The sequence below is a fragment of the Mammaliicoccus sp. J-M40 genome (assembly GCF_022386395.1).
GTDB lineage: Bacteria > Bacillota > Bacilli > Staphylococcales > Staphylococcaceae > Mammaliicoccus > Mammaliicoccus lentus.
In genome coordinates this window covers 118,885-134,103 of record NZ_JAJNIQ010000002.1, presented here as the reverse complement: position 1 = coordinate 134,103, position 15,219 = coordinate 118,885, and the positions used below count along the sequence as shown (strand labels likewise).

General features: G+C 31.4%; 11 protein-coding genes. 1 reads left to right on the top strand and 10 read right to left on the bottom strand.

Features of this window, described 5'->3' with window-relative positions; genetic code table 11:
* Positions 1-14: 14 nt before the first annotated feature.
* From hisC to LQ688_RS03245, 5 genes are all read right to left on the bottom strand, one after another.
* Positions 15-1,082 carry a histidinol-phosphate transaminase gene (hisC, locus tag LQ688_RS03265; protein ID WP_103268628.1) on the bottom strand — a complete coding sequence of 356 codons (1,068 nt, stop codon included), beginning with the start codon at positions 1,080-1,082 and terminating at the stop codon, positions 15-17.
* A 231-nt stretch (positions 1,083-1,313) separates the two neighbouring features.
* Positions 1,314-2,828 (bottom strand): ABC transporter permease/substrate-binding protein, encoded by a 1,515-nt coding sequence (locus LQ688_RS03260; RefSeq protein ID WP_064204696.1) that lies wholly within the window; start codon positions 2,826-2,828, stop codon positions 1,314-1,316.
* Positions 2,828-3,787 (bottom strand): ABC transporter ATP-binding protein, encoded by a 960-nt coding sequence (locus LQ688_RS03255; RefSeq protein ID WP_239752624.1) that lies wholly within the window; start codon positions 3,785-3,787, stop codon positions 2,828-2,830. Before LQ688_RS03255 ends, LQ688_RS03260 begins: the two co-directional genes overlap by 1 nt.
* A 91-nt stretch (positions 3,788-3,878) precedes the next feature.
* Complete coding sequence (gene recQ / locus LQ688_RS03250) at positions 3,879-5,657, bottom strand: DNA helicase RecQ (RefSeq protein WP_017000374.1); 1,779 nt, start codon at positions 5,655-5,657, stop codon at positions 3,879-3,881.
* A gap of 21 nt (positions 5,658-5,678) precedes the next feature.
* Positions 5,679-7,550, bottom strand: coding sequence for an ABC-F family ATP-binding cassette domain-containing protein (locus tag LQ688_RS03245; protein WP_103268629.1), 1,872 nt, complete (start codon positions 7,548-7,550; stop codon positions 5,679-5,681).
* 85 nt (positions 7,551-7,635) lie between these two features.
* Between LQ688_RS03245 and LQ688_RS03240 the strand changes: the two genes are divergently transcribed.
* Positions 7,636-8,451, top strand: coding sequence for a ZIP family metal transporter (locus LQ688_RS03240; RefSeq protein ID WP_017000376.1), 816 nt, complete (start codon positions 7,636-7,638; stop codon positions 8,449-8,451).
* 108 nt (positions 8,452-8,559) lie between these two features.
* Here the strand turns inward: LQ688_RS03240 and ltaS are convergent, their stop codons facing one another.
* From ltaS to LQ688_RS03215, 5 genes are all read right to left on the bottom strand, one after another.
* Complete coding sequence (ltaS, locus tag LQ688_RS03235) at positions 8,560-10,500, bottom strand: polyglycerol-phosphate lipoteichoic acid synthase LtaS (RefSeq protein WP_017000377.1); 1,941 nt, start codon at positions 10,498-10,500, stop codon at positions 8,560-8,562.
* Between the two features lie 182 nt (positions 10,501-10,682).
* Complete coding sequence (locus LQ688_RS03230; RefSeq protein ID WP_239752623.1) at positions 10,683-11,705, bottom strand: 5-oxoprolinase subunit C family protein; 1,023 nt, start codon at positions 11,703-11,705, stop codon at positions 10,683-10,685.
* Positions 11,696-12,397, bottom strand: coding sequence for a carboxyltransferase domain-containing protein (locus LQ688_RS03225; RefSeq protein WP_239752622.1), 702 nt, complete (start codon positions 12,395-12,397; stop codon positions 11,696-11,698). Before LQ688_RS03225 ends, LQ688_RS03230 begins: the two co-directional genes overlap by 10 nt.
* Before the next feature lie 313 nt (positions 12,398-12,710).
* A complete protein-coding gene (locus LQ688_RS03220; RefSeq protein WP_239703967.1) occupies positions 12,711-14,468 on the bottom strand; it encodes a bifunctional chorismate-binding protein/class IV aminotransferase in 1,758 nt (585 codons plus the stop codon).
* The gene (locus LQ688_RS03215; RefSeq protein WP_167543713.1) at positions 14,437-15,042 is read right to left on the bottom strand and encodes an anthranilate synthase component II; all 606 of its coding nucleotides are present in this window, start codon (positions 15,040-15,042) and stop codon (positions 14,437-14,439) included. The genes LQ688_RS03220 and LQ688_RS03215 overlap by 32 nt, the downstream gene beginning before the upstream one ends.
* Positions 15,043-15,219 lie beyond the last annotated feature (177 nt).

Sequence of the window (15,219 nt, the reverse complement as noted above, 5' to 3'; positions counted from 1 at the left end):
TTCACTTTCCTTTTTTATGAATTCACTTTTTCGAAAAAGGTTTCTAATACTTTAATCATTTTATCATTATGCTCACTAAAACCAACTGTAATACGAACCCCATTAGGAAACGGCCTTGTGATAAAACCTTCTTTTAATAATTGATCGTATAGTTCTTGAGGTTTATCTGTGTTTACGAATACAAAGTTTGTTTGACTGTCGTATAAATGTTCTTTAAATGAAGAATTTAAGAATTTTTCAATTTCAGTTCTATTCTTGTTAGTAATATCTTTTAAATATTCTTGATCTTGTAACGCTGCGTTAGCTGCAACTGCGGATAGTGACGTTACATTGAAAGGTAGACGAACAATATCAAGTTGGTTGAGTAATGATTCATCGGCAATCGCATATCCAATTCGTTGTGATGCTAAGCCATATGCTTTAGAAAATGTTCTTAATACAACAACTTGTTTATATTTATCTAATAATTCTAAACTTCTAGGCATATCTTCAGCAACAGCGAACTCTATGTATGCTTCATCAATTAACACGATAATATTATCTGGAACTTTTTTAATAAACGATTCTAGTTCCTCGTGTGGTAAATATGTTCCAGATGGATTGTTAGGATTACAAATCCATATTAATTTCGTCTTATCAGTAATTTCTTCGTACATTGCATCTAAATCAAAATAACCATTATTAAGTGGCGTCGTCTTAACTTGTGCACGTTCAATGACAGCATGATGTTTATATTGTCCAAACGTCATATCACTCGTTAATATTTCATCATCTGCTTCTAATACTGCTCTAGAAATAATCATGATAACTTCATCTAAACCAGATCCAAAAAATATTTGTTCTTTCTTCACGTTTAAAAACTGACTCAAAGTATCTTTTACATCAAATTGTTTCACTTCTGGATAATAAAATAACTCATCTAGACTTTCTTGTATTGCATCTTTAACTTTCGGAGAAGGGCCGTACAAATTTTCATTTGAAGCAAGCTTTACCATATCCCCTTCAATGCCGTACTTTTCTTTTAGTTGCCTTGGTGATAAACCAGGCTGATAAGCCTGTAACTCTTTTAATTGTTGCTTCATATCCTATGACCTCCATATTTAAAAATAAGTGTGACATAGAAATCTATTCGTTCTCATAAAATTTCTATGTGTCACTCCGTTAAAGATAACTAGATTGAAAGGCTTGATACAAGGACATTTTCAAACCAGATATCCATTGCAAATATAACATTTAAGGCTGAGTCATTTGTTTATGTCTCAGCCTCAATTAAATAATATTATAGACCTAACCATTTTCATAAATCAATGGCTTTAGTCAATTAGATTATTCTTCTTTAAATATTCTTCTGCAACTTGATATGCATCTTCATCTTTTACCGTAACACGATAATTCATTTCTTGCATTTCTTCGTCACTAATTTTACCTTTTAATTTGTTCATTGCTTTCACTACATCAGGATGCTTTTCAACAGTTTCTTTTTTCATCATTGGTGCGCCTTGATATGGTGGGAATAACTTTTTGTCATCTTCTAATACAACCATGCCATATTCTTTTAATTCAGCATCTGTTGAATATGCATCTATTAAGTCAATATCATTACTTTCAATCGCTTGATAACGTAATTTAGGTTCCATTGTTTTTACATCATTGAATTTCAAGTTGTATTTATTTTGAATGCCTTTATAACCATCTTCACGGTCGTTAAATTCTAGCGTAAAGCCTGGTCTAATATCATCTTCAACTTTTTTCAAATCAGAAATAGTTTTTAAATTATGTTTTTTAGCATATTCTTCTTTAACTGCTAAAGCATACGTGTTGTTGTATTTCATAGGTTCTAACAATTGCATATCAAATTTCTTTTCTAAACTATCATTTGCTTGATTATATACATCTTTTTCTGTTGTTGATTTAGGTGTTTCTTTAGTTAATTCTCCTAATACAGTACCAGTGAATTCAAGATATCCGTCCACCTCATTAGATTTTAAAGCATTAAATAAGAATGAAGTCTTACCCATTCCAGCCTTCACATTTACCGTATTATCTGTTTCATCTTCAATTAAAATTTTATACATATTTGTGATAACTTCTGGTTCAGAGCCTAATTTACCTGCTAATGTAATTTTTTCACCTTTTTGTCCAAATAAAGGAGCGATAATTGTTATTAAGAAAACAAGTAAAATTGCGCCTAGAATAATAATCGATTTCTTGTATGAAATTTTCTCTAACATTCTTAAGAATACGTCGAAGAATATAGCAAGAATTGCAGCTGGTATCGCACCTAATAATATGAGTGATGAATTATTACGATCAATACCGAGTAAAATTAAATCCCCTAGTCCTCCTGCACCAATTAAAGCTGCTAACGTAGCAGTACCAATAATTAATACCATAGCTGTTCTAATACCAGCCATCATTACTGGCATAGCGAGTGGTAATTCGACTTTAGAAAGTCTTCTACCTGTTTTCATTCCTATACCTCTAGCCGCTTCAATAAGGGAAGGATCTACTTCTTTGATTCCTGTATATGTATTTCTTAAGATTGGTAATAATGCGTAAATAACCAATGCAATTATAGCTGGAATACGACCAATACCAAACAATGGAATCATCAACCCTAGCAAGGCTAGCGAAGGGATTGTTTGGAGAACTGCCGCAATGTTAATTACAACTTCAGCAATTTTATCTGTTTTCGTAAGTAAAATACCTAATGGAACAGCGATAACAACTGCAATAAGTAAAGCAATAAACGATAATTGAATATGTTCCAGTAACGTTTCTAGCAATTGTCCTTTTCTACTAGATAATGTTTCGAATAATACATTCATTATGAAACACCTCTATTCTTATCAGCTAAGTAACTAAAAACATACTGCCTAGTTACAATATGGCTTGGTTCCTCTTCGCCTTTATCCATTACAATTGCTTCATGTTCAGCTAACAATCCATATATATCATCAATGGTTTGTGTTGGTGTTACTTTAGGATAAACATCTATAGAAGTTGGATGAACTTCTGAAATAGGTTGCGCGATATCTCCTAACTGTACTTGTTTTAGTACATGAGCATCCATATTACCAATAAATGATTTAACAAATTCATTTTTAGGATGGTGAATAAAATCTTCTGTTGTGCCAATTTGCTCAACATGTCCCTCATTTAAGAGGCAAATACGGTCTCCCATTTTCATCGCTTCTTCTATATCATGTGTGACAAAGATAATTGTCTTGTTAATTTTAGATTGCAACTTCAGTACATCATCTTGTAAATTTTTACGACTAATTGGATCTAAAGCGCTGAATGGTTCATCCATAAGTACTACCGGCGGATCTGAAGCCAAGGCTCTTATAACACCGATTCTTTGTTGTTGTCCACCTGATAATTCACTAGGGTATCGATCTCTAAATGTATCTGGGTCTAACCCTACCATATTCAATAATTCATCAACGCGTTTTGCAATATCTTGTTTTTTCCACTTTTTCATTTCAGGTACTTGTGAAATATTTTCTTTAATCGTCATATGTGGGAATAAAGCAATTTGTTGTAATACATAACCTATATCCCATCTCATTTCAGAAACATCATAATCACTAATTGGTTTATCATTAAAATAAATATATCCATCTGATAAATGAATCAAGCGATTAATCATTTTAAGCGTCGTTGTTTTCCCACACCCCGACGGCCCGATTAATACAAAAAATTCCCCTTTATCTACGTTGAAACTAACGTTATCAACCGCTTTTTTAGTACCATATAATTTTGAAACATTTTTAAATTTAATCATCCCAATATACCCCACATTTCCTTTTATTGTTCAAAATTAGATTTATCTTTATAATCATTTACCCTCAATAAACAATAAAATTCATTGTTTTTTAAATTGGTTGTTTATATTTTTTAATTGTATCAATAAATATTGGACAATAGTGTTTTAATTTATAACTACCTATTCCATCTATCATAATCATTTCTTTTTTAGATTCAGGTAGGCGTTTCGCAAATTGTTCTAAAATTTGGTCAGAAAAGATAGATAACGGGGATACTTCTAACTCTTTACTTAAGTCTTTTCTAACTTCAACTAGACGATTAAATAATGAGCGGTCTACATCTGTTATTGTTTGTATATCTACAATCTCTTTAGGTTTAGATTTAAATGGTGTTGTCATAATTTGTACATTACCTCTTAAAACTTCCATCGCTGATTGGTCAACACTCAATACTTCTTTATATTCATTTAAATATCCTTTAAACCTTAACTCGTCTAATAAATGGTGACATTCGTTTGTAGTATAATCTTTTAGTATTCCATAAGTACTTAGCTCTTCATACCCTAAAGATGTTATCTGAGTTGATTTCTCACCTCTAAGTACTTGTATAATCATATTCCTTTTTTCTTGTTGTTTTAATCTCGCAATGCAACTTAAAATTTTCTGTGCTTCAGTAGTCATATCGTATGATTTTTTAGCTTCTAAACAACTTGAACATCTTCCACACTCTTCAAGTTTTTCATCAGGGTTGAAATAATGAATCATCATCGCTTCAAGGCATTTCGTTGTCTTCGTGTATTGAATCATTTGTCTTAACTTCTCGCCTTGTTTTTCTTTATATTCATCATCCGCTTGGCTAGAAGAAATAAAGAATTTTTGTAAATCAATATCTCTATCAGAGAATAGCAATATACATTCACTGTCTAATTGATCTCGTCCTGCTCTACCTGCTTCTTGATAATAAGACTCGATGTCTTGAGGCATATTATAATGAATCACAAATCTCACATTAGATTTATCTATTCCCATTCCGAAAGCATTGGTAGCGACTGCTAATTTTATATCATCATCTATAAATTTTCTTTGTGCACGTTCTCTTTCTTCTTTCGGCAAACCAGCGTGATACATAACATTTTTTATATCTAAATCGTCAAAAGTCTCACTAAGTTGTTCTACTTGTTTTCTTGTTGAACAATAAATGATGCCTGATTGATTAATATGACTTTTTACATAATCTTTGACGAAGTTCAATCTTTGGTACGTACTATTTACTTTAAATGTTAAATTTTCACGTTTAATAGAAGTTTCAACAATATCTTGTTCTGCTATTCCTAGTTTCTGTGAAATATCTTCTTGTACTTCTTGAGTAGCCGTAGCAGTTAATGCAACTAATCTAAAATGATGTGGTAAACTCATAACATGAGTTATCACTTCTTGATAACTCGGCCTAAAATCATGTCCCCATTTAGATATACAATGGGCTTCATCAAATGCTATAAGTTGAATATTACATTTATTTATTAATTGTACAAATTGTGGTTGATTAAAGCGCTCTGGTGCAATATATAGGAATTTAACTTGTCCTGAAACAAGTTCTCTTTCTACTCTATTCTTCTCTTTATTTGTTAATGTACTATTTAAAAATTCAGCTTTAATCCCCATAGACCTTAAGCTGTCAACTTGGTCTTTCATTAAGGAGATTAAAGGACTGATGACAATTGTTACGCCATCTAAATAAAGTCCTGGTACTTGATAACAAATTGATTTACCTCCGCCAGTCGGCATAACACCTAATGTTGGTCGATGATCAATCACTTTATCAATAATTTCTTTCTGTCCATCTCTAAATTGTTGATACCCAAAGTATTCTTTTAAAATATTTTGCATCTATATTACACCTCTATATGCTTATAATCTGTCTGATAAGGATGACCAACGCATATAATCCTCTTCATATTGCGTTTCAATCGATGTCTTTTCTTGAGTCAATTCGTTTAATTTCTCATAGTTTGTAGCGTTATCTATCATTTCTTGTTCTATTTCTTCTAATCTTGTTTCGATATATTCTATATTATTTTCTAATTCTTCTAGTTCTCTTTTCTCTTTGAATGATAACCTTGCGTTCGCTTTTGGTTTCTCTTCTTGTTTAACTTCAGCTTTATGTTGTTGATTAGCTTTTTTATCTAATTCACGTTTATAAGCTAAATAATCTTCAAAAGTGCCTAACAATGGTTCTACTTGTTTATCATGTATATACCAATATTTATTAGCCACTTTATTTAAGAAGTATCTATCGTGACTAACTGTAATTACAGTTCCGCCAAATTCTGTAATATACGCTTCTAAAATTGTAAGTGTTTCTGTATCTAAATCATTAGTCGGTTCATCTAGTATAAGAACATTTGGTTCATGGACTAATAATTTTAATAAATATAAACGTTTTTGCTCTCCACCTGAAAGTTTATTAATTTGAGTACCATGTGTTTGACTAGGGAATAAGAAACGTTCTAGTAACTGCGTAACAGATACTACAGTACCATCTTTTTCTTTTGCCACTTCACTTTCTGCTCTTAAGTAATCAATCATTCTTTCATCAGAACTCAAACTATCATCTTGTTGTTTGAAATAAGCAATTTTAACAGTTTGACCAGTAATTAAGTTGCCTTGATATGACTGATCTAAACCACTAATAATGTTAAGCAAAGTCGTTTTACCCACTCCATTTTCACCGACAATACCTATTCGGTCTCCTTTTTGTATGATTGTAGTGAAGTTTTCAAATAGTGTTTTATCACCTATAGATTTTGTAATGTCTTCTAGCTCAAATACTTGTTTCCCTAATCGAGAATGAGCTAAGTTAAGACTTGCTTCACCTTGAGTTTTCTTATTAGATAAATCTTCTTCTAGAGTATTAAATCTTTGTATTCTCGCTTGTTGTTTAGTAGATCTTGCTTTAGCGCCTTGTCTCATCCAATGTAATTCTTGTCTATATAGTGCTTTTTTCTTTGTATGTTGTTGAGCTTCTATTTCTTCTTTTTCTGCTCTTGCTTGAATATATGCTTCATAATTACCAGGATAACTTGTCAGTTTTCCATTAGACAACTCAACGATACGTGAAGCAACTTGATTTAAGAAGTGACGATCATGCGTAACGAACATAATGGTATGTGGGTATTGTTTAATATAATTTACAAGCCATTCTATACCTTCTATATCTAAATGGTTTGTTGGTTCATCTAATAAAAGCAAATCAGGTTTACGTATTAATTCTTTAGCTAATGCTACACGTTTCTTCTGACCACCACTTAATTCAGATATTTTTTTGTGGTAGTCATTTATACCTAATTTTGATAAAATTGTTTTGACCTCTGCACTGTAATCCCAGGCGTTCAATCTATCCATATGAGATTGATATTCCATCATTAAATCAAGGTCTTTAGATTCACCAGTTTGTTGATATTTATTCAATGCATTTTCATAATTTGCTATAACCTTCGTCATCTCTGTTTCATTATTTAGTACTTCATCTATTACAGATAAAGTTCCATTTAATTCAGGTTTTTGGCTAGCATATGCAATTTGATATTGATTAGGGTAAGATGTCTTTGCATCATAATCATCATCTATATTCGCGATGACCTTTAGCAAAGTACTCTTACCAGTTCCGTTAATGCCAACAAGTCCTATTCGTTCTTTATAAGAAATGGATAAATCCAAATCATTAAATATAACTTTATCACCATATTGTTTATTAAGGTGTTCAATTTTATATGCTTCCATGTTTTTACATCCTTTAGTTTTCTCAGTTTTCAATTAATATATTATACACTCTTTTTACAATAAAAGATACGAAGGAGCACAAACAATGCAAGAGTTTTTTACAACGCTTCCACCATATTTACAAGCATTATTAGCAGGTATTATCACTTGGCTACTTACAGCTTTTGGATCGTCATTTGTTTATTTATTTAAGAACATAGATACAAAAGTTATAAATACAATGCAAGGGTTTGCAGCAGGTGTGATGATAGCTGCTAGTTTTTGGTCTTTATTACAACCTTCTATAGATCAAAGTTCAGATTCAGCCATGCCTTGGTTACCAGCTGCAATTGGTTTCTTACTAGGTGGGGTTTTCATTAGATTATTAGACTTTGTCATTCCACATGCGCACCAAAATGCACCTGATAAAAGCCAAAGAGTTGAAGGACCAGACACTAAACTTGGAAAGAATACATTATTATTCTTAGCCATCACTCTACACAATATTCCTGAAGGTATGGCAATAGGTGTAGCTTTTGGAGGTGTTGCTACAGGTAATGAAGGTGCTACTTTATTAGGTGCACTTGGTTTAGCGATTGGTATTGGTATACAAAACATACCTGAAGGCGCAGCATTATCTATGCCTATACGTGCCTCTGGTCTTTCAAGGTGGAAAGCATTTAACTATGGACAAGCTTCAGCGCTAGTTGAACCAGTATTTGCAATGTTAGGCGCATTATTAGTAGTTCTTGCCACGCCTATATTACCGTATGCATTAGCTTTTGCAGCAGGTGCGATGATATTTGTTGTCGTTGAAGAATTAATACCAGAATCACAATCAGGAAATAATACAGATTTAGCAACATTAGGATTAATGGGTGGATTTACGATTATGATGATATTAGATGTTGCATTAGGATAAACAGCAAATTGAACAATAAAAATAAGCATATCACTTTTCAACTAATATATTAGTTAAGTGATATGCTTATTTATTTTAAATTAAGACTTATGTCTCAAACTATTTTTCTTATTCTTCTTGATAGCCATTGCCAGATTTATATTCATAGCTTGATGGTTTTATTTTCTTGAAGTCTGGATTGTCATAGAATCTGAATAAGTCACCATGTAATAACTGATCTGACAATTCAAGTTCTTTTTCTACTTTATTTTTATTTTCTTGTAAGTCTTGCGGTTTAGTCTTCATCGGTTTGTTAGTCTTATTATCATAAACTGCGCTACCTATTGATTTATACTCAGGTGTAATGAAGTCACCATTTCTAAATGCTACTGTTTCATCGTGACCTTTTGATAATAAGTCTGTACCAAACATGATGTAGTTACTAGCGTCAATGCCTAATACATCTAGTAATGTAGGCATAACGTCTACTTGACCACCATAAGTTTCATCAACTCCACCTTCTAATCCAGGAACTTTCATAAAGAACGGTGTTCTATTTAAGTCCATAAATTTAGCAGGTGTAATCTCATCTTCACCTAATAGGTTTGCCATGGCTTTGTTATGGTTCTCAGAGATACCATAATGGTCACCGTAAATCATTATAACAGAGTCATCATAAAGACCTTCTTTTTTAAGTTGATTCACAAATTCTTCTAACGACTCATCTAAATAACGCGCTGTTTGAACGTAACCATCAAGCGTCGCACTACCTGTGTTTGGTTTTTCAATCGTTGCATCTTCTTTACTTAATGTAAATGGATAATGGTTAGTTAACGTAATTAAATGAGAGTAGAATGGTTCTTTCTGCTCTTTAAGATGTGCAATCGACTCGTCGAAGAACACTTTATCTTTAAGACCTAAGTTTTCTTGATTCTCTTGTTTCATGTCGTAATACGTTGCATCATAAAACTTATCAACACCAAAATGTTTATACACTTGATCTCTATTCCAGAATGTTTTGTAGTCACCGTGCATCACAGATGTTTCATAACCTTGTTTCTGGTTTAAAATCGCTGGTAGAGATTGATAAGTGTTATCTCCTTTTAATGAGAAAGCTGAACCTTGCGGAAGCCCGTAAATACTATTATCCATCGTTAACTCTGAATCGGCAGTCTTACCTTGTCCAGTTTGATGGAAAAAGTTTGGATAATATTTATATCCTTTATCACCTTTAGCAAGTGAGTTCAAGAATGGTGTAACTTCTTCCCCATTAACTTTAAAATCAATTAAGAATGATTGGAAACTTTCTAAATGAATTTTAATGACGTTTTTATCTTTGGCTATACCAAATGTTTCTTTACTAGGTTTTTGATATTTTTGCTTAGCATAATTTTTAACTTCAGTTAGATCATCTTCACTAGCTAACGCTTTTTGAGAGTTATTTTGAACTGTTTTAACACCATCATATACTGTGAAATTATATGGACCTAAATATTTAACTAAATATTTATGATCGAATGTTCTAGTAAGTAATTCTGGTCTATCAGCTTCAGCAAAAGCCAAATTTAAAAATGCTAATGCTACCGCAACGCCCATTACTACTGGAACGAACTTCTTAGGGAATGCTTTTGTATTAAGCCACTTGCTCTTAAATACAAGAACAAATAAGAATATAATCGTATCAGTGAAGTAAATAAAGTCGTACCATGAGAATGAACTATATACAGCACCAGACATAGATTCAACGTTACTTACTTGGTTCAATGTACTAAATGTTAAAAAGTCAGAGAAGAATCTAAAGTACACAACATTCGCATATAACAGGAATGTTAGTATAAATCCTCCTATGAAAATAAACCAATAAGATTTACGTCCTTTAAAGAATAAAAACACACTTAATATTAATGCAACTAAGCTATATGGGTTCATTAATAGTATTAAATTTTGTACTAGTCCCTTTACCCCAAGTGACAAGTCCACATAATAGGCAAAATAAGTCTTCAACGCAATCGCTAAAACGGTTAGCAAGAAGAACGTAAAGACGCCTATCTTCCTATTTTTTGATTTCATACCTTTCCTCCGTATCTCAACTCACATCAATTTCCTTTATAAATTCATTACAAATTATTGACCGTTGTAATATTCTTGTAATATTAATAGATGTTCAGTATTATAATTTATACTACTTTACAAAAAAATTCAACTAAAAACCTATATCTACCACAAAAAATGTGTAAAAGTACATATAACCGTCACATTTTTTGTTTCGATTGTTTTTGCATTTCTTCTTGTAATTTATATTTTATGCCTGTCTTTATTTGTTTTACAAATTGTGCATGTTTTTTCATATTTTTTTCAGCTTCTTCAATACTTAATGTCCTAAAGATTATTTTGGAACCTTGTTTTTTCTGTGCAAGTTTATCTATGTGATATGAGGCAATAGTCCCTAGTTGAGGGTAGCTTGATAATGATTGATGATCATTCAACATAATAACGAGTTGATTTTCTTCATTTAATAAAACTGTACCTTTTTTAACGCTTAAGAATGATTGATCGTTAATTTCTCTATTAACGATTGATTCTCCCTCTAACGTTAATCCTGTTCTATTAAAACGATTGGATACCTTATACACTCTATTTTCTAGATTTTTTATTTCATCTTGTTTGAAATGTGACATACCTTCTCCTGAAATAATATGGAAGATGTCCGTGAAATAATTTAAAGCAAGTGTATATTGGTCTATACCCCAATCTGCCGTTTTAGTTTCTTCTAAATTGGCGAATAGTTTCTTTTGTAATGGTGAATAATTTCTAAAAAGCTCTATTTCATCGCCTTGTTGCAATAAACGTCCTTTATGTCCACCCATTCCTAATCTAATACTAGTAGATTTTGAACCTAACCATTCATCAGCCACTATTCCCCCTGCTATTGCAAGATATACCCTAGTACCTTTATGAGCATCCTCAAAACTGAGTACTTCTCCTTTATTCATTAAATGAATTTTATACGGTAATATTTTCTTGTCATCACGATATGCAGGAAAATGTGCACCGGTAATTGCAATTAATGTTGGTTCTGTGAATTGTATACTCGGCATTTTAAAAGTCATTTCTAACAATGCTTCATCTTCATCATTACCTACTAACATATTTGCTAATCTATGATTAAGTTGATCAATGGAACCATTTTTCACGATACCAATATGTTGGAATTTTTGTCTACCTAAATCTTGAATTGAAGTGTATAGACCAGGTTCTCTCATAATTAGTGACATGGTTTATACCCTCCACTCTCAATTGTTTCTCTATCTACAACATTTAAAACAACATCGTCACCAAAGTTTAATTTACATTTACTTTCTTCTCTATCAAACATTTCAACTTCTGTCCAACCTATAACTGGCCAACTACCATTTGTATCTGTAGTCGTAATAAAAAGCTTATCTCTTTCAATACATAAAGATCCTTTAAGAATAAATTGTTTATAACCCGAATTTTTAGAATGCAATCTGTGGCTTAACCCCGATAAGTATGGACAGCCTGGTGTGTGGCCAATCATAGAAACAAAGTATGTTCTTGATTCTAAAACTTGTATTTGTTCTTCATCTGACAAATCAGTTAGACCGTCAAAATCAAGCCCATATATCCCGCCTACAACCACATCGATTTCAACAGCAGTCTTACGAACTTCTCTATCCTTTAAGTCTTCTTTCTTTTTCTTAATTATACCTTCTATTAATTCATGCATATAATTGAAAGGTTGAGAAATATCATGATTCATCATCATATTATATGGGTGATAAACAACCATTAAACTATTTTCACTTGGTATAACCTCATCGATAAATGGCATATTTTTGTTTAGTATGTCCATTCTAAATTCATTTATTTCGTGCGTTAATTGTCTAGAAGGTTCTCTATCACTCATAACAGTTAGAGCAGAATCACCTTTAGGATATATGCGCATATAAAGACACCTCATTCTGTTTCGCTATATCATGTACCATTACTTGCGATAAAACACATCTGTTAAGTCTATAAAAACAGACGTAATTTGATTAACAAATAAACCTACAAATAATATTGATATCGCAAATCCTATATATAGAAAAGCAAAACTCTTCTTATTATTGTTTCTTCTCAAATGTGTTAACACAATATTCTTCATGTAAAAAACAACTAAAATGATAATTATTAAATATAATAATGCTAAGAACATTTATTTTCACCCGTCCTTATAAGATGGTATCTATTTTACTATTTGTCATCATAGATTGCCATCAAAATTTTAAATCTATCTCTATCCATTCTCTCAAACTATTAATCATAAACAGTTTAATTTTACGATTTTTAATACCATCTAATAACATATCCTTATTTATAATTCGTTCTTTTATTATTTCATCTCTTAGTAAAGATTGTCTCATACATCCATTTAAAATTTGATTACTAAATGGTGGTGTGAAGTAATCACCATCTTCAAAAATAACGACATTTCCAATATCAAACTCGGTTATTTGATTTTCTTCATTATAATATAATACAACATTCGTTTCATGTGAGTGTTCAAAATGCTTTCGCGCAGTAGTCTTATTGATTGTATATAACGTCGGAACTTCTTTAGCAAGCATTAATTGTGCTGTAAATGGTTTATTAGTATTACTCAATTCATTTATTTCCACTTGAAAATCTCCTAAGCGGTCCAATTCAATCCTTAACTTATATGTACCATTTGAGTGATTTTCTAAAGCGGTATCCAGTACATCATCCCATTGATTACGGTTAAAAGGGATATTCAATTCAGCAGCGCTTTTTTCAATTCTTCGAGTATGTTCTTTACGCCTGCTTACTTTTCCATTTTCAATACGTATAGTTTCTATTAAATGAACATTTGGATTATCTAGTATTTTTGTTTTCATTTTAAATTCTTTTATTTCTGCGTGAGGATTTGAATCAATTGTTATACCCGCCCCAACACCGTAGATGGATTTATCTTTCTTGTTTTGTATTGTACGAATTGGAACATTAAAAATATTTCTGCCATCAGGTAACATTAAACCGATTGTTCCACAATAAACACCTCTCGGTAATGTTTCAAGTTCATGAATAATTTTCATAGTTGATTCTTTAGGAGCGCCAGTTATCGATCCACACGGGAATAAAGCTTGTAATATATGATATAGACTTTGATTAGAGGAAATTTCGCTATAAATCGTACTCGTCATTTGATATACGGTCTTATATTTCTCAATCATAAATAAATCGGTTGTTTTTACTGTACCTGTTTTAGAAATTTTACTTAAATCATTTCTTAATAAATCCACAATCATAACATTCTCAGCTTTATCTTTATTAGATTGATTAAGAACATCGAAATTAATTTTATCTTCTTCGTTATTTTGTCCTCTAGCAATTGTACCTTTCATTGGTTTCGTAACAATGCAATTATTTTTATTACGATATGGACCAGTTTGGAAGAATAGTTCGGGTGATACCGAAATAATGCTTTCATTATCGTTCTCGATATATGCTTGATAATCACCATTTGATTCATAAGTTAATAATTTAAAATAATGATAAGGTTTTTTTATACGGTTTCCTATTAAACGCGTCGTATAGTTCACTTGATAAGTGTTTCCTTTAATAATTTCATTATGTATGAAATGTATATTAGATTGTATCGTTTCTTCACTATCAACTGGGTGCCAATTTATATTTTTTAAAGATGTTTCATAAGCAGACTCATTTTCAAATTGATTAACAGGACTTTTATAAACTTGTAACGATCCGTAGTTTTCTTGATCATTATATACTTGCAATGCTTTATCGAAAGCTGGCGCACTTTCATAAGGTAAACTTAAGACTACATAATAACCACTACTCTGATAATACTCTGCTTTATTTATTAATTTTTCAACCTCTTCGATAGTATTAGCAACCATATAATAAATAGGTTTTTCAAACTTTAAATTTAATTTTTCTATATTATCTTTATCATTGATATATTTAAATTGTATATGTGCTTTCAACTTCAACACCTACCTTCGTAAGAAAATTTGCAATTTGCTCTTTGCCAAATTCGCTCAAAATAGATTCAGGATGATATTGAACCGCTTCAATTGGTAAGCTTTTGTGTCTTATTGCCATTGGAATATTCCCCTCAACCGTCCATGCTGAAATAATAAATTCATCTGGAATACAAGTATCATCTGCTATTAATGAATGATACCTCGTTACATTAAATGAAGACGGTAAGTTTTGGTATATTCCTTTACCATCATGTTTAATAGCAGCAACATGACCATGAATAGGCTTTTGACCGTTTACTATTTTTCCATTAAACGTAGCTATTAATAACTGAAACCCTAAGCAAACACCTAAAATAGGTATGTGTTTATGTATTTGATACAAATTTTCCATCAGCTTTGGATAATCGTTAGGGTGTCCCGGACCTGGTGAAACAATAACAGATTTAGGGTTTAAACTATTAAGCATATCTATATTGATATCTTCATTTTTATAAATTCTAATTTTTTCATTAATAGTAATAATTTTTAAATATTCGATAATGTTGTATGTAAAAGAATCATGGTTGTCTATCATAATAATCATAAAAATACCTTCACTTTGTTTATTATTTTCAGACCTATCATACCATATCATAAACTTGCTTTTACAATTTGATTGTATTATCATTTGTATATTCAATAAACTAAGAGGTTCCTAGCTCATACCCTCTATAAAAAACTAGACACTTCGTCTACCTTTTTTATAGAAGGCAGGCTTTTT